Raw genomic sequence first — 19,776 nt, forward strand, 5'->3', positions numbered from 1 at the left:
CGACAGTTCCAAGTGTGATAATAATACCTGGCTGCCGCTTTTTTGATTAATATGAAGTTCATCCTATTTTTCTTTTGTTTTCTTTGACTGCATATCAGTCCGTTCTTCATCTGGAATTGGCATAATCGTAACCGACTTATATTCTGGTTTTTCATAGGTATAAATGAGACCCATTTCAGTAAATGTTCCGGCAGCATCATTCGTGCCATAACGCAGGAACTCGCCCATAATGTTCGTTATGAAAGTAACCGATTCACCGAACGCCTCAGGCTTCTTGCCAGCCTGACCATTTTGACCTCTGGTGTCACTTTGCCATTTCACAGAAGCAAGCCCATCCTCGTTGATCTCAACGTAGGTTAACAGCTGTCTATACTCTGTCATATAACGCAAAGCTTCTCCCCTCGGAAACGTGTATGCCATGGAGTAGCCTTCTCCTGAGAAAACAATTTCTTTATTCTCATAAATAGGTTGTATATGAATCGCAGCTTCTCTCGCTTTTACCAAATCACCGCTCATGAGTGCTTCATAACGCTCTTGGCCTGAAGGAGTACGTACAATAACCTGATTTTTTGCGCCATTTAATTTCAAAAACCCTCCAAGCGTATCCGAGAGAAAACGCAATGGCAGATAAGTATAACCAGCTTTAATCGTAACTGGTGCGTCAAGCTTCACGCTTTTACCATTTACATCCGCTGCATTTGCACCTGCTTTAAGTTTTATAACAAGATTTTTGGCTTTATAGGTGATAACAACCGTCTTTGTCGATTGCACGAAGGAGTAGGTTAACTTATCTGGATCATGAAAGGCGGCTAACTGGACCATCGTTCTGCCATTTATAACGAGCGTTTTTTCCTGAAGCTTGCCATCAATGTATACCTTTATTGAATCTTTAGGTGCGGCAGAAACGGTAGACGCTGCTGAGAGCACACCAATAATTGCAAATGATAGAACAAGAGCAGTCCAAACTTTTAACCATTTTTTCAATTCCATTACCTCCCATATTTTTCCTGTAATTATAACGTTAACTTAGAATCAAATGTTGCTTTGAAACAGTAAACGTTTAAATAAAAACTTCAAAAAAAACACCACTATTAATGGCGATGATTGAATTCTATACGTTTCATTTTATTTGTATAACCTTCCTATTGAAGTGGTTTTATAATACAATGACTAGAAATTGTCAAATATTAGGGGTGCTCTATTCCCTGAGGAGGCGAATCATGCAATTCCAATTTGAGCTGCCGAATAACATCATATTTATTGCCCTCTCTGTCTTAGGCTGGGGGTTAATCATTACTCTCCATTGGCGTCAATATTTAAAGCAGCAGGAAAAACCTGTGATCTGGAAAGTTGTTCTTATTGCCTTGATCGGCATGTTCTCTATCTCCCTTACGACAACTCTATTTCAAATACCTGCTAAAATTTCAATTTTGCCGCTAGGGATATTTATGATATACGTGCTGCTGCGCAAGTCATCCTGGCAAATGTATCGAAAATACGCTTGGATTGGATTTTGGTCAAATTTCATTCTCTTAACCGTGACTTTACTGTCCGCATCTGTCCATCACTTTGTTTATCCAAAAGCGAAATTATCCACTTATATCGCAAATATAAATGATGCCGCTATTATACAAATTCATCCCACAGCTTCTGAGGCTATTTTCAACAAAGAAAAATTCAAGAAGCAGCTTCAAAACCTTGAACCAACTGCTGTAGAGAGTGACAAGTGGTACCAAGCCTCTGTTTTTGAATTGGAACCCTATTACCATAAAGAGAGATTTCCTTATCAGCTAGTTGGAATAGAGCCTCGATGGGGCAGCGGCTTACAGACCGTCATTTATGTAGAGGACAACGGTAAAGGTATTCTCATTACAACGCCTGATCAGCAATATTATTACCGCTCGGAAGAAGCTTTCATAGAAGGGGGGCTTCAGCAAGATGAATAAGCTCAAGAAAATATCTATAAAAAAAATAATCATCACTCTTATTGTGATTGTCCTCATAGTCATCGTTTATTTGAATTATAATATGAGGCCTCGAAGCTTCCCTCCAGACGAGCTTGTAATCCAGGGTCTGAATAAGCTTTATCCGGTAGCAAGTGCAAGTAGGGTTTTAGAAACCATGCAGCTAGATGAGCGTCATGTATTCGTACCGTTTGTCTCTAGTGAAGAACGTTATGGCGTAAGCTACTGGGTTTGGAAAAAGTTCAAATGGCATGTTGTCCAGATCAGAACGACTGGTTCGCCCGACATATGGAGGATTAACGCAAAAGATCCTTCTACCCACTATATGCTTTGGAACATTGATCCTAAAGACCAACTAAGTCGTATCGATTATTACTTGATTAGAGATCGAGGATATTCCATTACGAGTGGTGATCGAGAATCTAATATCTATACACCGAAAATTCAGAAGCATATTTCAGTATCCTTAGAGAAGCAGTCCTATGGGGCGCTTCAGCCCTCGAAAGAGTGGGAGCAAATTATGCGGGAGGATCTTCAGTTGATGAATAATAAGCAATCATTCTCCCTATTTGATTCATTTCGAGCAAACAGTTACATGTATGTTGGATGGATTCCCTACAACCAACAAGGAGAGTCAACATTTCCTCGCAATTCCGTTAATGGGGGGAACTATGGCGGGGGCGGTAATGACATTGGCTTTGTACGTATTTTGAATGAATCTGAATTAGAGATAATTGAATGATCTCAATCAAAAAAAGTAACGAATAATCAAAAAACGGCTTTCTCGCAAATTTGCGAGCAGAGCCGTTTTTTATTGTTTACCATAATTAAAAAGAATAAAAGATACGTTCTCCCTTAATATAAGGCAAGCAGCGATTTTCACATAATAACGGCATTCGTTCCGAAATCCAAGGATGGACCCGCTCATTTTCCATTTGAAAGGCATAGTAACCCAAGACCGCCATCAGCATAAAGCCTTCTAGGATGACGATATTATTTTCGGGCGTATCCCCCTTGCCAAAATACCCTTCCAGCACGAAATCTCTATCTTCCGCAGCAGCATTTAAAGCAACCATCGCCACATCAAGCAAATAATATCCGTAGCCAAATAATCCAAAATCGATAAAGACGAATTCCTCTTGCTGTGTGATAAGCAAATTACTCATATTCAGGTCAGCATGAATGATTCCGAACATATCCGGTTCATCCCCTACTGCCGTTAGTCGTGTATGTATCATTTGGACGCATTCCTCAACTAGGAGAAACTCCTTTTGCCCAAATAAACCTTTGTCCACACCTCGTGATATTTGCTGAAGAATAAGCTCGCCTCGTTCGAGTCCGTAGGAGGGACGATGCTCCGGGCTCGTTTTGCTGTATGTACGCAAAAACTGATGCAATTCTGCCGTTAAAGCCCCTAATTCCTTCGCAAGCCGTTCATTTGCTAGGTCTACTTTTTCGATGACTCGCCCCTCAATCCAATAGAGCAGCGAGCAATAGAGCGTTTTCCCTCCGACAATAAGCTCTGTAATCATAGCTCCTGAACGTGCAACAACTGGCTTTCGGACGATAAGCTCCGTTTCCTTTGACATGTCCTGAAGCAGTTGGAGCTCCGCATTTAATCCATCATAGCTATGCTGTATGCCAAACAGGTTTGCTGTTACGGGCTCGTGTATGCGTAATAAATAGGCGGTGTCATCAAGATCATCTATCACTTTATAGGTTATATTCTCATTATGTCGAAGTAATGTAACTTTGGGTTTTTCTACTCCATATTGTAAAAGCAGTTCATGAAGCAGCTCCTCACGTATTTGCATTTCAACCCTCCTCCTGCCATTACCGTGCACCTCATTTTACTGTGGGACGATTTCCATTCCTCGAAACTCATCTACGAACGCATTCAGCCAATCATCGGAAAAATCAAGCGCACCGCTATCCGTTTCAATAAAAGTAACATCTAAGCTCATGACCCAGAACCGACGTGCTGCTATAAAGAGATCTACAGCTTGCTCATCCTCTGTAGAGAAAGCTCTAACCGAGCGATAGCCAGTAAGCACAGCATCCCAAAGCTTGTCCGCCTGATCTCCCTGATTTCGTTTTCTAGATATTTTTACTTGCGCCAAGTCATAAGCACGCCAACCCTTGGCTGACCACTCAAAATCAAAATGAACAAAGCCCTCGCCCAGCATATAAGCGTTATTGCTGCCATGCATATCTCCGTGGCAAATGCCGTATTCCAGCCCGCTCGCAGCGGCGACTGTCATACGTTGCTTAAGAGCATGAGCAAATGCATTCAAAAAATCGGTTGATTGATGATCCTCGCCAATATAGCTCAAAATCCGTTTTAACGGTTTATCAATGAGAAATACAGTGTCCAATTCGTAACGTGGCTGATCCATGGATACAGCAACTGCATCCATCGCACTATGTAATTGGGCAGCAGAACGTCCAAAAGAATAACATGCAGCCTCATCGCTAAGCCTATTTTCTGAACCCTCACTATAGCGAAAAAGAACGGCGCAGCGCATTCCTTCCGGCGCTTCGATAACCGTGTAGTAGCTGTTATCTTTTAAAACAATGGGCTCCGCTACTTGTGTATCACTAGTCTTCAGTTGTTCCTTTAATTGAATGATTAGATTCAACTCATATGAAACATCAGACTCTGAAATATCTCGACGGTATATGCGTAAAATATATAATCCCTGTTCAGTCACTATTTTATATGTATCATTCAATCCCCGAAGCCAGTACGTACATTTTTGCCATAAGCCAATATCATATTTGTCCTGCAATAAATACTCTATATATTTAGGATCGAGTACGGAGCGAACAACCGGATGCTGCAAATACATGATGACACCTCTTGGTTTTTCCTTTTATTATAAGGAATGCCATCCTGTACATATAGGTAATGTTTGACTATAGTCATTGTTTATGCCGTTTAAAAGTGTTGGGAGACGAGAAGTTTGGTAGAATTGGGTGTGCGCGCTGCTTGCTTTATAAGAGTTCACCAAATGATAAATACAATGCCATAAGTTTTATAAGCGAGTAATTAACACATCACTTTATTATAAAATGCTTTCGAGAACAAAAAATCTGGATTCACCATTTATCACTATGCCAATAATTAGGTTCGCCTAATAACATTGTGCTTTGAATGATTTCCTCGTAATCTTTCCTTCTAAAATAAAATGGACCAATTCCCTCAAATATTTTGAAAGTTGATCGGTACTCTAGAATATCTTCTATTCCAAAATCTGACCAGACGATAAAATCACCCTGTACTTCAATCTTTAATGATACAGCCCCGCACCCTAGATCGGTACAAGGGCATACATAAAGCGAGTAGCGATGGTCCTTAAAATCAGGATTTGAACGTAACAATAATCTATTTATTTGCTCTTGTTGATAGTCAATCGGTCCCCATCCCAAACAAGAAACGAAATCTAATTGACTAATTTCCTCATAATTGGTTAAAGGTTTTCCGTCGATTACTAAGTTTGCATAAACAATTTCGCCTGGATAACCCTCGCGCCATTCTTTCTTCACACTGATTGTTGTAGGTAAACTCACTCTTACACCTGCTTAGTCTCAATTAAATGACCTGTTCTTATCTATTCGTACTCCGTATCCTTATGTTATTCTCACACAACACTCTCTACTGCCTTTTGAATTTTATCTCCGTACGTTGTTTCGGATAGCTTTGGTGTCTGGGTCGTCGAGTCCGTATTGCTATAGTAGAGAATGAGCTGCAGATTGGTCTGATATACGATTGGCGCATGTGAGCTCATAATCATTTGGCGCTCAATATGCTGCTTGTAAGCCTCTTCACGCTGCTCCAATGTATCAAAATAATAAATGCTTACGTTATCATCATTATCAAGCTTATAATTAACGCCTTTCGTACCAACCAATTCTGTTTCCTCTGGCGAATCGCTATCGGTAAGTTGAATCCCTTGCGCTTTAATTGCATCCACTACGGAAATTTTTATACCTTTTTCAGAGTGAGTGAGCTCGATTCTTGTTTGATTATCATCTGGTGAGGAGCACGCACTAAGCAGCAAAAAGGTTAACAGCGTAAAATATATCGCCTTACTCATCCTATTTCCCCCTTGTCGCTATCGCTAGCGGTCTTAGCCTAATTTATCTTCATAATCTGAAACTAAACGATTACTTTACCTTCAAATGGACTCACTACTATCATATTTTGAAGTTAATGAGGTCCACTTATTCCGCTTTGTCCGAGCTGGTTGCTTCTAGTTTCAAACCATGATACTAATTCTTCAACTTCCCTTATGTTTCAGTAATTAACTTCATTAGTTGAAACTAGTCTTCCGCACATAACATAGCGGTTCTGACGTTTTCTACTTTTTTCGCATATCGAGGTTTTATTGTACAATAAAGGAATACGTTGGATGGGGGATTAAGGTTTCTTAAAGGGAGGGACAATCATATGCAAACGAATGATGAACGATCTGACTCACAAATAAAAAACATACTAAGAGATCTCACCTATAAGTCTCGGGACATTCGCAACAGATATAATCTAGTTGGTTCCGAAACAAATAGCGCCGCAGAATTGGAAATTAATCAGCTTTGTGAAGAAAGCTTTCAACGCATAAGCGAGCTCCGTGCTAAAAAACAAACGCGTAGCCAAAAATAAAAGCCCGGTTCTTAACCAACCGGGCTTCACGTCGTATCAAAGAAATTATTTTTTTCCTTTCATATACGCCACCCATTGCTCATGCAGCTCTAGCTCCGAATGTTGAAAAATACCATTAAAATCATTTGGGTTTCTAATCGATTTATTCAATGCATCCAACCCATATTTATCTACTATGAATTCTACAATTAAATATGAAAATTGAAATCCCTTCATCGTTTCAAAATCCCAAGTATCATTATTCAATTCTTGAAATGACGGGATAACAAGACTATGAATGTGATCCAAAGTGCTGCTTTTAATAAACTCTTCGCTCATTCCTTTTGATTCATAGCCTCCAATACCCTGACGCTGCCATTTCGGAGCGAGTGGATTAATGTCGGTAATTAACCACATCGTGAACAAGTGTACGGTGGAGGTCAGGATGGATTGATACGTATGCTCCGGTCCGGGATTCAAGGGAGAAACAATTTTCAAATAATTATCCTCGAACGTACCCATGAACCAATTAGGCGCATTTTCTTCCCCAACCGCTTGATGGAAAGTCGGGAGATCTGGATAAATTTCAATGATAATTTTTTTGGATGGCTGATGTTTATATTTAAGAGTGATCCTATCCACATTATCCTTAAGCTCATTAAATAAGTCCTGATGAACCTTTTGCAGGCTGTCGCTCATATCATTTGTATCACTTTTACTTACAATTGATATCATATCTTGAATAGACATTATTGCAATGTCACCCCATTCTTTTAATTCTCTTCTTAGTTTTTCAAGTGATCGATACAATCTGTTTTTTACCGCACTTTCACGCATGCCAACGATTTTGGAAATCTCCAACAACGTACAATCAACAAAATAGCGTAATGAAATAATCTGTTGATCTAGCTCACTTAGCTTTTTTAATGCAGAACCAATATCAATCCGAATTTCAACATACTTAGCGTAATCAACCGAGATAGACTGTGATTCATAACTTGTAAAATCATAGGGTATCTCTTTTTTTCGTGATAAACTCCGAAATTCATTTTTCACTGTATTCTGAGCTATCTTGAAAATCCAAGTGAATAAACTGGAATTATCCTTGAAAGAATGAAGATTCTCTATCGCTTTTAAGAAAACCTGTTGTGTTAAGTCATCCGCAACCATTGGATTTACTTTTAATGCAATATATTTGCAGATTCTTTCACGATATAGATTATAGGTGTTTTCAAATTTTTTGATGTTCTCCTGTTCATCCGGATAAACAGGGAAATTGTCATGAGCCCCAGACATTGTAAGAACCTCCTCTTGACCTTACATTCCATTAGACACCGCAGAGAGTTAAATAGCCACATACATGAAAAAAATATTTTTGGTGACATACTGTTGTCAACAATAGACAATTATAATAGCTTTATTCCGATTCACCTTACTCTTGCATTCGTGTGAGAGAGGATAAAATTGGATATAACTAGAATAGTTTACTAATCCAATTTAGGAGTGAGTGTATGAATACATCGACTTACGAGGAGTTTGTAGAGCTGGTTAAGCAATATAAAATTTTTCCGTTTTCCGATCTTATCCCTGAGCATCCATCGCTTACATCTGTAGCATCCGATAATGGCTGGCACACAGGGGACGAGCTAGACCCATGGCTATGGCGCGTGAAAATTGTGGAGGATGAGCACGCCGCATATGGCAAGTTTTTTGGGACGAAGGCTTCCTTCATTCAAGTTGATCTCTTCCCTCATATTCATTCCTTACTCACAAGAGAACAAAGCGTTGAGGAAAGATATAACAACGGTTTGATGTCGCAGCATGCTCGGGATATTTTCAACATCATCAAAGAAGCCGGCAATATCGATTCACGTAATCTGCGGAAAGAATCTGGATTGACCCATAAGGATCAAAAGAAGGATTACGAACGTGCACTCGTTGAGCTTCAGAATTTTGCAGATATCGTAATCACCGGCGCACAAGAGACTGATTTCGAAGGCGGCTGGAGCAGCATGTGCTACGAAACCTCCCAGCATTGGCTTAATAAGACGCTTGGCAGAGAGGTTGCATCAGCGGCTGATCTTGATACAGTGAGGGCTTCCGTCAAAGAAGAGCTCAGTGAGGTATGTACGGCTAAAGCAATGAAGTATTTGGATAAAAAGATCAAGTTAACGTAGCCAATGAAAAGGGGTTATCCTTCAACCATTCAGATGACTGATTGATTAAAAGGATAACCCTTCTTTTACGATGAAGATCTATTTGCTTCCAACCACGTAATCGCATAATCAACTAGCGAGCGCATGGGCATAAGTATCGCATCCGAGTTAGCGATTTTCCCTCTTCGGATTTCATAGGTATCCCGCTCAAAGGCTTCGCCAATTGCCTCAAAATCCCCAGAACTAAAATTGATATCTTTAAAATCAACCCACTTCTTCTCTCCGTCTATAAAGACAGGGGCTTGATTAATTTCTTCCTCTTTCCCCTTATAATCAGCTCGATATTCCGCCAAATGGATAGAAGTGTTGTTCTTATGGCTTACGCCAAGCAAGAGAACATAGCCGCCAGCTTCATAGATTCTTGCTAATGGAGAATTTTCACCCAAGGCATAAGCTAAGCTGTGTTCTTGAATGATAGAATCCTTTTTGGAACCCCAAGCCGCAAACGAAACCTGAGGATGGCTGCTTCTTAGAACACCCTTTTGCTTACGAAAGCATTCTGCTATGATCCCCATCCCCGCGCAAGGAATAAGCGACTCATCGAATGCGGGCATTGTATCTTTTATAGGCTGCCACCACGCTTCTCTCACAGGAGGATAGCGCCAGTTAGCTGGATCAGATAAATCAGGTGTATGAGTCGGCATAACAAGTGTTCCATCATTGCCCAAACATTCTTCCAAAGCCAAAATGACAGCAACTGGTCCACCTACGACCCAGCCGCCTATCGATTTCATGGATGTATGTACTAATAGTGTCATGCCCGGTGAAATGCCTAACGCCATTAAATCAGCCTTCAACGTTTCAGAGGTAACGAGATCCCCTTTCATTTCTTCCATATGTATCAAACCTCTCAAAATATTTTATTAAAAAAGATTCTATCAAAATTGGTAACATTTTCTATTATGGCAACGTTCTAAACAATGTAGTGAATAAAGGAGGTTAGCTAATGTTCAAAATGACGAAAAAAAAATCAAGATTGGGAACGGCTGCTTTAGTCGCATTTCTGAGTGCCTCACTCCTGATCAATAGCTCCGTTTCCGCAGTTGCACCTACAACCGGTAAATGGGCCAGCAGAACCAAGGTCATTTATGCAAGCAGCGGCGCAGTGCAATGGTCTGCCGGTGCAGCTAAATGGAAAAACGCTACTAACTTCAATGTATCGACTGGCGGAACCAATACAAACTATTACGCTTATACCTTAAATGATTCTACTGTAGATTGGGATGGAATATGTGCGGCCGTAATAAAATCAGGCATCATTCAAAACGCTACTTTAAAGCTGAATACCTACTATACCTCTCAAAATCATTACACTGCCGCTATTATTAACGGCGTGACTGGCCATGAGGTCGGACATTCACTAGGATTGGATCATACGAGTGTTGTTGAGACCTCATCCATTATGCATCCCTATACGTTCAATAGCAGTTATGTGCCTCAAAGGTCATTATCACCTTCTACATCAGATATTACGGTTACCAATAGCTTATATCCTTTGCTTCCTTCGGCCAATAATACCACTAGCCTGAGCAGCAAGGAAGCAGATGGCATTTATTTATCGCCATCTTGGGCTATTTATTACGAGGATGAAGAAGCTTTAACGAAAGCTGCTGATCTTGTTGTGAAAGGGACAATCTCTCAGAAACAGGGCAGTAAAATCAAATCAATAGGTGACTATTCAACCTATCGTTCTGAATCTCTTTTAGAAGTGAATGAAGTGCTAAAGGGTGAATTGAACACAAAAGGAGATTCGATTATCGTCTCACAAATGGGCGGATCGAACGGACTAGTCGGCGTATATAGCGAACATACAACACTTCTGAACAAGAACCAAGAGGTTTTATTATTTTTACGCAAAACAAGCGAAAATACTTATGTTCCCATTAATGAGGATGATGGTGTATTCGTCATCAATGGAACGGGACATATTAGTAATATTGCAAGCAACAAAACATTGGACCTAAGCCAAATAAAATAAACCCATCCCCAAAACATATGGTTTGAAGTTTACGTCTAGACATTGAGGTGATGATGAGCATGCGAAAATTACTAATTGTTTTAATCATCGTTCTTATTTGCGGGTGTTCTGCAAATAATGCTGCGAAGAACGATTCAACTCCCTTAGGTGAAGAGATCATTGCAGCTTCTATTCCCTTCCCTTTAGTAAAGTGGAATAATCAAATTTATAGGATTTCAACCGATACCGTGTCTCGCGTTTTTGAAGAAATCGGTGAAATTGAGCACCAGTCGCTTAACGAAATAGCAGAAACACCTGACAACTTCTCTACCACATACCCTAAAGGAACCAAATTATTTTCGTTAATTGACGTGGATACTTCTGAAGCTATCGCCATTCGGATTAAGGATGACGAGTACGTTAAAGCGATCTCTGTGCAATACGGAAAATGACGACAGCTTCTTAATACTCGTAAAAGTCAGCATAAGAGAATCCCTTCACTTAGTGAAGGGATTCTTATTTCTATAGCTTATTTATTCCGTAATCCCCGTATTCACGATTTGCAAGGATACGCTCGTATCAAAAGGAATTTCTGGATACTCTTTCATCCAGTCGATCTCCTTCCAAACCTTGGGGTGAAATGACATAAGTCTGCGGGCAATACCGAAACCGTCATGACCGGCTCGCTGCATTTTTTGTACAACGACTTTCGATTCTTCCGTCAGCTGTGCCGATAGATACTTCTCCAAGTCGTGCATCACGTCCATATTGTACAAATGATCACTGGGGTCTTCCACAACGGTGACCCTCAGCTTCAGTTGAAGCTTTACTTTGATGTCTTGATTGTCTGAAACCATTACTTTAAGCTTTCTTTTTATTTTTCTTATTTCAATACTCGCATACTCATAGCTCTGCGGTTTATTGGGGTCCTTCGTCTTCAATGTAAGTCTTATATTCCCCTTATTGTTACCTGATAACAGCATATAAAGCTTCGATTCATCCAAATTCAGCGTACCTGTCATCCGAATTCCTCTGAATAAAGCAATGCCGCTTACAGTTGGCATTCCTTTATGATCTACCAAATAAGGCAAGGAAAAATCAAATCCTCGATCTAATGGATGCAGCGTTTGAATATTAACATGAGGAACTGTCGTTGATTTCTCCATGCTATTCAGAAGGTCATCAACATATAAGCCGATCGTCTTTGAGCCTATCTGCTTATGCCCAATCATATCCCCTGCATTTCCTCTCATTATCGCGACTCTGGCGTTCAAAGGACTCTTTGGATCACGGTAATACACATCGAGGTAAGGCATCATATCTTGGTTTCTTACAAAATCCTCTCCCATTAGAAGCACGCGCATTTTTGCAGATGAATAGGATCCAGATACCTCCTCATTAATTTTTTCTCTGGCATGCTGGGTACTTCTCGCCAGTACAGAATGTACTTCGCTCGTATCCTTGCTTCCCGATTCTGTAATTGTGATATCACGAATCGATACGGTTGCCCGAATTAATCCATCCGGACCTGGATCTAAACCACCTATGCTCACGTTTCTCTCGTTCTTCATTAATTGTTGATCCCAGCATCCGCATAAAAGAAGAGCCGCTGCCCCAATCATGATCCAAACCAGATTACTTCTCATGTTTCCGCCTGTTCCTCTCCTTTGATTTTCCGTAAATAAGAGATACAGAGTAAAAACAACGGAAGAGCCACAAGACAGATGGTAGTCAAGATACCAACGATAGTTCTCAGCTTGTTAATCAAGCTTTGGTCATGTGGATAAAGCGAAATACATAAAATGAATAGGGCAACGAACGGGGCAGACCCCGCGTGCTGCTTCTTGCCGAACAGGGAAGCTACCGACTTCGCTGACATGAACAAATAGGCCATAACTGTCGTAATGACCACGACGGTCCAGATCGTTAAGAAATAGAGATCGGCGCGCTCAAATACCGTGAACGACAACGTTTTAACCATATACAATATGGGCTGAGGAATAATTCTAAGCTCCTCATTACTAAAGACGATCAGACAAGTAAACACCATAAACGTATACACCAAGGTCGAGAATATATTGGCGAAAACAGTTGCTTTTAGAATCCCCTTTCCTTTCCCTTGCACAAATGGATAACAAAATAAAAGAATTTCAAACCCATAAAATGAATTCAGGGATATTAACATTCCTTTGAAGATATTTGGAAAACCAGCCTGGTTGATCGGCAGGATGTACATGAGATCGGCGTCTTGGTACGCATACGTTGCGATTAGGACTAAGACCAAAATTAGTCCAACGGTGAGGACGAAAAACCGTGCGATCAATTGAATATTTTCCCTGATCATATAAAGAGCTATCGCTAGCGTAAGGAACAAAACGACCCAGCTGGGTGTACTTGGAAAAATCCAATCTCTCACCACGTCAGCGAATAGAACTAATATTAAACTGCATTCAAGGATAAGCATCATTGCAAAAACGAAGTTCACGATTTTACCAACGAACTTACCAAGCAGCAGCGGCAAATATTCAAAAAGGGTCAGCGCAGGGAATCTTCGGCTCAGCCCCCACATAATCAAGAGAAGTAATAACGAGACACATCCGGCCATAATGATCGAAATCCAAGCATCATTTCGAGCAACGGATTCCACCATAGATGGCAGGAACAAGATGCTTACGCCAATCTGCGATTGAATAACCAGAACCATCAGCTGCCCCGGTGTGATCTTGTCTTTAGCCGCGATCATTTTTCTTCTCCTCCATCGTGCCACTTTCCTGAACCAGTTTCTGTGGATGCGGGTCTAAAGGTCGTTCGTTTAACTTCCAGAAGGGAAGACGGACAAGCGCGTCCTTCCAATCCTTCATCCGCATAGGCGTGATCGGTGCGAAGTAAGGCGTACCAAAGGACTGCAGCTTGCAGAGATGAATAATAATGATCGTGAAGCCGAAAACAATACCCATAAAACCAAGCAGCGATGCTGCGATCATCATTGGAAACCGCAGCAGCCGAACAGAATAACTCATTTCATGGGAGGGAACGACAAAGGAGGCGATCCCTGTCAAGGCTACGACAATGATCATCGGGTAAGACACAAGACCAACTCGAACAACCGCATCTCCAATGACTAATCCGCCAACGATACCTATCGATTGACCAATTGGGGCAGGCAGGCGCATCCCCGCTTCCCTAAGCAGCTCTATCGTCAGCTCCATGAATAAAGCTTCTAGAATGGGCGGGTAAGGTATTTTCTCAACACTACCTTTGATCTGATAGAACAGCTCCATGGGTATAACTTCATAATGAAAGGACACAACCGCAATATAGTAAGCGGGCAGCATGATCGCTATGAAGAAACTGAACAACCTCAATAGTCTGAGGAATGAGCCTGCCAAGGTACGGCTGTTATAATCATCAGGTGACTGGTAAAATGCGAAGAAAGTAACCGGCATAATCAATGCTGCCGGAGTTCCTTCTGTTAAGAGCGCAACTCGTCCTTCCAGCAAGTTACCTGCCACTCTATCTGGCCGTTCTGTCTGTAAAATTTGTGGAAACGGAGAAAAGGATTGGTTCTCCATGTATTCCAGCATCAGATACCCGTTCATTAAATTATCCGCGTCGATTGCTCTTATTTTACGGTCGATCTCCTCGACCAGCTCTGGGCTTGCTAGATCATTCAAATAAACAATCGACGCATCCGTTTTCGTCATCTTTCCAAGCGTATACTTACGTACAACCAGATTTCGGCTGTTGATCTGCTTGCGGACAAGCTGAAGATTAACTTGCATGCTTTCGATAAAACCGTCATGCGCCCCTTGAATCGCTTTCTCGTTCGCTGGCTCGTTCACAGACCTGTTGTTGAGGAAAGTAACTCGAATGACATAACATTGTTGCCAGCCTTCAAGGAAAAGAACCGCATATCCCCGAATCATAAGATCGATTACGTCTTCCATATTGGTATGTTTCTCTACTAATGCGGCCGTCAAATCCTGCTCAGGATTTACTTCCTTCGCCCGGAGCAGCGGTTTCAAGATAACTTCTTGTATTTTTTCTGTATCACAGACGGAATTGAGATAAAGCAGGCAGCCTTGCTCTGTTAAATAGGTGATTGGTCGGCTAACGAGATCTTCGGTATGAAAGAGAGCTTGGTCCACGTATGAAACATTATCTTGAATCGTAGCAGCTACGTTCTTATTCGACGATGAAACTTCTTTCGTTCTAGCTGCACTCTTGCTTACACGGCGATTGTTAGAAAAGATCTGACTAAAGAAACCCATTACCGCACCCCACATTTCTTTTATCCTTGCAGGGTATTGTTTCCAACGAATGAATCTCTTATCCATTAGTTGGCATATGGGCGATTGGTTATCATAGCATTCCGCTGGTTCAGCGCAGCGAACATTCCCTCCATTCCGATCATGTTATATAATAGAGGGACGTCCAGTATCTATACATAATGCCTACACATAGCGAACTAGGGTTTCAATGTCGCACTTCTTATACTGTTATTGCATGTGGTCAAATAAAAGATTTCGGCTTTAAGCCACAAAAGTAAGGAGAATGAATCATATGGAAATCGTTGAAATTATAACGGATTTAATTGATGAGGATACAGATCAGCCGAGGTACCAGTTCGATGAAGAAGCCCTTCAGGAGCTTATGAAGAGCATTGATGAGATTGGTTTGCTCTCGCCAATTAAAGTAAGAACGACTAGTGAGGGTCGTTATAAAATCATTTACGGAAACCGACGCTACAAAGCTAGTAAAATGCTAGGCCGTAAAACCATTCCATGCATCGTTTCAACCCTTACCGATGAGATGGAAATCTATTTGGAGCAAATCGCAGAAAATTTAACACGTGAAGGCTTCTCTCCTATTGAGGAAGCAGAAGCATTCAACAAACTGCTAAATGATCCTAAATTCAGAAGCTCCACCAAATACTTATCTGGAAAGCTGAGTAAGCCAGAGAGCTACATCAAAAACAAATGCGAGCTTCTTAAGTTCGGCAACGCCGTGAAGAAGCTTATCGTGGGCGGTACCGAAATTAAGAAGGACAAACTGACAGAGGATCAGCTGCTGCCTCTGAAGGATTTGCCACTTGAGCATCGTGACCCACTTGCCCTTATCGCAGCTCGGGACGAGCTTCCCGTCAGTGATGTGAAGAAGATAGCCAAGTTGTTTAAGGACAAAACAATCTCGGATAGCACCAAGGATAAGCTTCTCTTCAAAACAGGAAGCGGACTGTTGGAAACCTGGTCGACGCATGAGCAGAACAAAGCAGAGCGTGCCAAGCCTGCTGCGGAGCCGAAGGCACCAGCTGCAAAAGCGGTTAAGCAAGCCCAGCCTGCATCATCGGCGCAATCGCAGCCGTTGCCGCAGCTGACTCAAACAATAATTGAAGAGCATAGAGAAAAGCTTCAAGCTGCGCTTGCTAGTCATAGCCTGTTATCCTCTGCTGCTCTGCAAACGATTCAAGATATACAGCCTAATGAGCAAGAGGCTTTCCAAAGCGAAATCGATGCTCTGATCAACAATCTTGAGCAGCATTTGGCAGATTGGAAAAAGGTACGCGAGCTTACGAGTACCCCTTCTATCCCTGTCGCAATAACGGACTAAATACAAAGAGGGCTGTTCCCGGTATCACTTACCGGGAACAGCCCTCTTTTTCCTTTATACGCATTTAAAACCAGCGCGGCGTCCACCAGTTCCATTTGCCGAGCAAGCTCATAAGCGACGGTACAAGAATCATTCTGACAATGGTGGCATCAATGAAGATCGCTGCCGCAATGCCAATACCAAGCTGCTTCACACCGACAACCTCTCCGAATGCAAACGGTGCTGTAACAGCAATCATAATGGCAGCAGCTGACGTAATGATTTTGCTAGTAGAGGCAAGCCCCCTCCTTACAGCTAACTCATTATTTTGCGTTTTACGATATTCCTCATAAATCCGAGACAGAAGAAACACTCCGTAATCCATACTAATTCCGAATACCAGCCCAAAAATAAACACAGGAATCATAATGGCGATACTGCTTGGCTCTAGGCCAAAGCGTCCGCCCTGGAACAGCCATGCTAAAATACCAAATGAAGCGCCTAAGCTAAGCAAATTCATCAGAATCGTTTTTAAGGCTATTACTACCGAGCGGAAAGCAATGAACAGCACCATGAAATTTGAAATAACCAAGAAGAGAAATACAAAACCTAGATTTTCAAATATTTCATCGAAAACCTCCTGCTGGTATTTTGCTTCTCCTCCGAGCATAAAGGAAAATGAAGCCGATGCCTCTTCTTGCTCCCAGCGCCTAACCCAATCCTTCGCCTCCTTGGAGGTAGGATCACCCTCAATTATTGCCTGTATTAGCATGCGCCCATCTCGAATAAATGGCTGAATCAAAAGTTGGTATTTCTTTTTTTGAAGCGGATTTTGCGACATCTGGTATATCCCCTCAGGCGTCATTCCCGTACTAGAGAATACGGAGAGAACCCCCTTTGCTCCTCTATCCTGCTCCAATCTCTGCACAAGTGCGAAAGCATTGAGCCAATCTCCCTTATCCTGAAATAAACCACTAGCTTCCGCCAATACCCATACCCGCGAAGTTGATGGCATCTCAAAATGCTCCACATAAGCCTCAGCTGCCAATCGAGAAGCGTAGCTTTGCGGCAAGGACGAAGCATCTGGAACGGCAAGCTCTATACCTTTTAAAGGAAGCAAACAGCCCAGCAGCAAAATTGCTGCGATTCCGCCTAGCACAATCGGTCTCTTCATGACAAAGCGAGACAAGGCATGCCAAAATGTCCGCTCATTAGTCGCTTTTGCCCCTCCTGTTCCCTTTTGGATCACCGGTAAAAAACGAGAAAGAAGGGCTGGCAGCAGCGTAAAGGTGAGCAGCACGGATACAAGAAGCACCGTCATAGCACCTATCGCAATGGATGAGAACATGGGGAGCGGAATCCAGACAATGCTCAATAATCCTAGAAAGACGGTGGCTGACGAATAAATAACCGCTCTCCCCGCTGACTTCATCGTTGCTGTGAGTGCGCTGATTGATTCCTTTGATCCCAGCTCTTCATGAAAGCGGCTGACGATCATAAGTGCAAAATCAATGCTGAGAGCTAGTCCAACCATTGGAATAACGTTTAATACAAAATTGGACATATCCATTCTCATACCTATTGCGTATATAATCCCCATCGCAACCGTTACGCCCGTGACACCAATCAGAATCGGAAGAAGCGCAATCATCAGCCTTCTGAACACTAACCATAAAACAAAAAAAGCAAAGGGAAGTCCAATTAACTCTGCTTTTGCAAGATCATAATGGCTGGCGCTGTTCACATCGGCTTGAACCACGGACTTCCCTGTCATTGCAATGGATATATGCGGATGCTGCGGCAATCGCTCCTTCAACTTCTGCAGCGATTCCTCCATCTCATATGTGGGATAGGAGAATGACAGCAGCGCATAAGCGAATTTGCCCGCTCTCATCTCTTCCGTTTCAAGCGGTGATAGGATGTTCATCAACCCATCTATCCCACGCGTTTGCTTCAGAGTTAGTCTAATAAATTGATCAAACTCAGCTTTGCTGGTCAGCTCATCCTTCTCAAAGATCAGCATAATCGGATCTTCTGGCATATCATAATCGGAAGCAAGCAGTTGCTGCACCTTCACATATTGCCCATCTGGATATAAGCCGTGATCCCCCAGAACGGAGTCCAATCTCCATCCATAGGTCCCCATGAATAGGAAAATAATTGTCCAAAAAACGATGATTGGCTTAGGAAATCGAAAAGAGATCAGCGCAAGCTTATACAATCCCATATCGCTTTCCTCCTAATGCCCGATTAACTATTCATCATTTCTCTTGATAAGTCTTCAATCGAGTGGCTCGCACGAGACCCTGCGCCAAACGAGGAGCAATCCGCGCAGCGCTTGGCAGCAGACCGGACACTAGCGGCATTTCGAATAACCGCTGCAGTAAGCTTCCCCATCGTAGCGGCCCCTCAAATTCTTTTTGCAATTCGCTTGCATACGCTTGCTGCCAGCTAGACAAGGAGAGATTGCCTTGTAAATAATGATCTGCGAGTGGAGCGCATATAGCCGCAGAGCGCAGCGCCATCGACATGCCATCACCGCATAGCGGCGGAATCATCGATAGTGCATCACCAGCGAGTGGAATGGTATCCCACGCATGCAATTTCCGATGCAAGTGGACAGGTGCAACAGCCACCTGAGTTCCTTCGACGGGAAGAGCGTCCTTTAGCTTCTCATAAAGCCTTGGATTCCTTTGTGCCGCAGCATCTAGAATGGCTAGTTTCGATTTGCCCATATGAATGAAAGAATCCCGCTTTAACAGTGCGGAAGCATTCACAAGCCCGCCTTCAATCGGACATAGCCCTAAATATCCGCCAGGGAAAAAATACAGCTCAATAACGGGATCCATTTTAATGCCCTGAAAATGCGACTTAACCCCCATGTACGTTTGCTTCTTCTTCCCCTCTTGCCGATAACCTGGCAAATCAGAACGCTGATTCGCTCCCCATGCTGCAATAACAGTCCTCGCTTTCAGCGTGCTGATTTCACCGCCATGCTTCGTTTCGACGAAATAGCCGCCAATAATGGGATGAACAGCCGTGACCATGGTTCCGGTCTGCAACCGAGCACCAGATTGCTGGGCAGCTTGATGAAGCGCTGAATCAAGCGAAAAGCGGCTAATGCCGAATGCAGAGCCGGGCAGCGGCAATTCAATATGAGTCCCATTAGCGAAAATCAATCTCATTCGATCGATGACGGCTGGACGCAGCGCCTTAACCGTTTCCAGTAATCCAAAGGATTGGAGTGTACTCCCCGATTCGGGGGAAAGAAACTCTCCGCATACCTTATGCCGGGGAAAGGAGCTTCGATCGAGCAAGGCGGTTTCCCAGCCCTTCTCCGCTAATGATTTGGCCAAGCTGCTGCCAGCCAGTCCCCCTCCAAGCACCGCCGCATCAACCATTCGCGCCATC

Annotated in this window: 19 protein-coding genes; 7 read left to right on the plus strand and 12 right to left on the minus strand. The window is 42.5% G+C overall.

What is annotated here, in order from left to right; translation table 11 throughout:
• Positions 1 to 63: 63 nt before the first annotated feature.
• Positions 64 to 984 (minus strand): copper amine oxidase N-terminal domain-containing protein, encoded by a 921-nt coding sequence (locus AC0YOD_RS21520; protein ID WP_475801391.1) that lies wholly within the window; start codon positions 982 to 984, stop codon positions 64 to 66.
• A gap of 236 nt (positions 985 to 1,220) precedes the next feature.
• Here AC0YOD_RS21520 and AC0YOD_RS21525 point away from each other — a divergent pair, with 236 nt between their 5' ends.
• Positions 1,221 to 1,946 (plus strand): hypothetical protein, encoded by a 726-nt coding sequence (locus AC0YOD_RS21525; RefSeq protein WP_475801392.1) that lies wholly within the window; start codon positions 1,221 to 1,223, stop codon positions 1,944 to 1,946.
• The gene (locus AC0YOD_RS21530) at positions 1,939 to 2,706 is read left to right on the plus strand and encodes a hypothetical protein (protein ID WP_475801393.1); all 768 of its coding nucleotides are present in this window, start codon (positions 1,939 to 1,941) and stop codon (positions 2,704 to 2,706) included. Before AC0YOD_RS21525 ends, AC0YOD_RS21530 begins: the two co-directional genes overlap by 8 nt.
• Before the next feature lie 85 nt (positions 2,707 to 2,791).
• Here AC0YOD_RS21530 and AC0YOD_RS21535 read toward each other — a convergent pair whose 3' ends face one another.
• From AC0YOD_RS21535 to AC0YOD_RS21550, 4 genes are all read right to left on the minus strand, one after another.
• Positions 2,792 to 3,778 carry a phosphotransferase enzyme family protein gene (locus tag AC0YOD_RS21535; RefSeq protein ID WP_475801394.1) on the minus strand — a complete coding sequence of 329 codons (987 nt, stop codon included), beginning with the start codon at positions 3,776 to 3,778 and terminating at the stop codon, positions 2,792 to 2,794.
• A gap of 36 nt (positions 3,779 to 3,814) precedes the next feature.
• Positions 3,815 to 4,813, minus strand: a complete 999-nt coding sequence (locus AC0YOD_RS21540) for a phosphotransferase (protein ID WP_475801395.1) — start codon at positions 4,811 to 4,813, stop codon at positions 3,815 to 3,817.
• 250 nt (positions 4,814 to 5,063) lie between these two features.
• Positions 5,064 to 5,534, minus strand: a complete 471-nt coding sequence (locus AC0YOD_RS21545; protein ID WP_475801396.1) for an oxidoreductase — start codon at positions 5,532 to 5,534, stop codon at positions 5,064 to 5,066.
• Positions 5,535 to 5,605: 71 nt separating this feature from the next.
• On the minus strand, positions 5,606 to 6,061 hold the full coding sequence (locus AC0YOD_RS21550; protein WP_475801397.1) for a hypothetical protein: 456 nt from the start codon (positions 6,059 to 6,061) through the stop codon (positions 5,606 to 5,608).
• A gap of 353 nt (positions 6,062 to 6,414) precedes the next feature.
• On the opposite strand from AC0YOD_RS21550, the gene AC0YOD_RS21555 reads away from it, so the two are divergent.
• On the plus strand, positions 6,415 to 6,624 hold the full coding sequence (locus AC0YOD_RS21555) for a hypothetical protein (protein WP_475801398.1): 210 nt from the start codon (positions 6,415 to 6,417) through the stop codon (positions 6,622 to 6,624).
• A gap of 45 nt (positions 6,625 to 6,669) precedes the next feature.
• Here AC0YOD_RS21555 and AC0YOD_RS21560 read toward each other — a convergent pair whose 3' ends face one another.
• Positions 6,670 to 7,899, minus strand: coding sequence for an RNA polymerase sigma factor (locus AC0YOD_RS21560; RefSeq protein ID WP_475801399.1), 1,230 nt, complete (start codon positions 7,897 to 7,899; stop codon positions 6,670 to 6,672).
• Positions 7,900 to 8,114: 215 nt separating this feature from the next.
• On the opposite strand from AC0YOD_RS21560, the gene AC0YOD_RS21565 reads away from it, so the two are divergent.
• Positions 8,115 to 8,780, plus strand: coding sequence for an AlkZ-related protein (locus AC0YOD_RS21565; RefSeq protein ID WP_475801400.1), 666 nt, complete (start codon positions 8,115 to 8,117; stop codon positions 8,778 to 8,780).
• A gap of 65 nt (positions 8,781 to 8,845) precedes the next feature.
• Here AC0YOD_RS21565 and AC0YOD_RS21570 read toward each other — a convergent pair whose 3' ends face one another.
• On the minus strand, positions 8,846 to 9,655 hold the full coding sequence (locus AC0YOD_RS21570; protein ID WP_475801401.1) for an AAC(3) family N-acetyltransferase: 810 nt from the start codon (positions 9,653 to 9,655) through the stop codon (positions 8,846 to 8,848).
• Between the two features lie 110 nt (positions 9,656 to 9,765).
• Here AC0YOD_RS21570 and AC0YOD_RS21575 point away from each other — a divergent pair, with 110 nt between their 5' ends.
• Together AC0YOD_RS21575 and AC0YOD_RS21580 are read left to right on the plus strand one after the other, a co-directional pair.
• Entirely contained in the window at positions 9,766 to 10,797 is a 1,032-nt protein-coding gene (locus AC0YOD_RS21575; RefSeq protein WP_475801402.1) for a matrixin family metalloprotease, read from the plus strand.
• A gap of 59 nt (positions 10,798 to 10,856) precedes the next feature.
• Entirely contained in the window at positions 10,857 to 11,228 is a 372-nt protein-coding gene (locus tag AC0YOD_RS21580; protein ID WP_475801403.1) for a hypothetical protein, read from the plus strand.
• A gap of 81 nt (positions 11,229 to 11,309) precedes the next feature.
• Here the strand turns inward: AC0YOD_RS21580 and AC0YOD_RS21585 are convergent, their stop codons facing one another.
• Genes AC0YOD_RS21585 through AC0YOD_RS21595 form a run of 3 tightly spaced genes read right to left on the minus strand, consistent with a single transcriptional unit; the run spans position 11,310 to position 15,113 of the window.
• Positions 11,310 to 12,422 carry a Ger(x)C family spore germination protein gene (locus AC0YOD_RS21585; RefSeq protein ID WP_475801404.1) on the minus strand — a complete coding sequence of 371 codons (1,113 nt, stop codon included), beginning with the start codon at positions 12,420 to 12,422 and terminating at the stop codon, positions 11,310 to 11,312.
• Positions 12,419 to 13,519: a GerAB/ArcD/ProY family transporter gene (locus AC0YOD_RS21590; RefSeq protein ID WP_475801405.1), complete on the minus strand. Its 1,101-nt coding sequence runs from the start codon at positions 13,517 to 13,519 to the stop codon at positions 12,419 to 12,421. The genes AC0YOD_RS21585 and AC0YOD_RS21590 overlap by 4 nt, the downstream gene beginning before the upstream one ends.
• Entirely contained in the window at positions 13,506 to 15,113 is a 1,608-nt protein-coding gene (locus AC0YOD_RS21595; RefSeq protein ID WP_475801406.1) for a spore germination protein, read from the minus strand. Before AC0YOD_RS21595 ends, AC0YOD_RS21590 begins: the two co-directional genes overlap by 14 nt.
• A 226-nt stretch (positions 15,114 to 15,339) precedes the next feature.
• Between AC0YOD_RS21595 and AC0YOD_RS21600 the strand changes: the two genes are divergently transcribed.
• The gene (locus AC0YOD_RS21600) at positions 15,340 to 16,386 is read left to right on the plus strand and encodes a ParB/RepB/Spo0J family partition protein (RefSeq protein ID WP_475801407.1); all 1,047 of its coding nucleotides are present in this window, start codon (positions 15,340 to 15,342) and stop codon (positions 16,384 to 16,386) included.
• A 64-nt stretch (positions 16,387 to 16,450) separates the two neighbouring features.
• Here the strand turns inward: AC0YOD_RS21600 and AC0YOD_RS21605 are convergent, their stop codons facing one another.
• Positions 16,451 to 18,592, minus strand: coding sequence for an MMPL family transporter (locus AC0YOD_RS21605; RefSeq protein WP_475801408.1), 2,142 nt, complete (start codon positions 18,590 to 18,592; stop codon positions 16,451 to 16,453).
• Positions 18,593 to 18,626: 34 nt separating this feature from the next.
• The gene (locus AC0YOD_RS21610) at positions 18,627 to 19,775 is read right to left on the minus strand and encodes an NAD(P)/FAD-dependent oxidoreductase (protein WP_475801409.1); all 1,149 of its coding nucleotides are present in this window, start codon (positions 19,773 to 19,775) and stop codon (positions 18,627 to 18,629) included.
• Position 19,776: the final 1 nt, after the last annotated feature.

The organism is Paenibacillus sp. J31P13, from assembly GCF_056269295.1.